Genomic DNA, 323 nt, shown 5'->3' with positions numbered 1-323 from the left:
GCTTTCCGGGCTTTCCGGGCTTTCGGGCTTTCCGGGCTTTCCGGGCTTTCCGGGCTTTCCGGGCTTTCCGGGCTTCCGGGCTTTCCGGGCTTTCGGGCTTTCCGGGCTTTCCGGGCTTTCCGGGCTTTCCGGGCTTTCCGGGCTTCCGGGCTTTCAGCCGCTGCCGCCGACAGGCGACAGCCGCAAAAAAAAAGGCGGCGGTGGATTTTGTCGTCGCTGGCTGGAGCCCGACCAGCTGAACGCCTGCGGCAACGGTGGATTTTGCCGTCGTCGGCTGGAGCCCGACCAGCTGAACGCCTGCGGCAACGGTGGATTTTGTCGTC

1 pseudogene is annotated in these 323 nt (G+C 65.3%); it reads left to right on the top strand.

What is annotated here, in order from left to right:
• Positions 1-323, top strand: a pseudogene (locus J4G38_RS28235) (hypothetical protein); the annotation flags it as partial.

Origin of the sequence: Hymenobacter terricola (genome assembly GCF_017921975.2) — a bacterium.
GTDB lineage: Bacteria > Bacteroidota > Bacteroidia > Cytophagales > Hymenobacteraceae > Hymenobacter > Hymenobacter terricola.
This window is presented reverse-complemented; position numbering and strand designations above follow the sequence as displayed.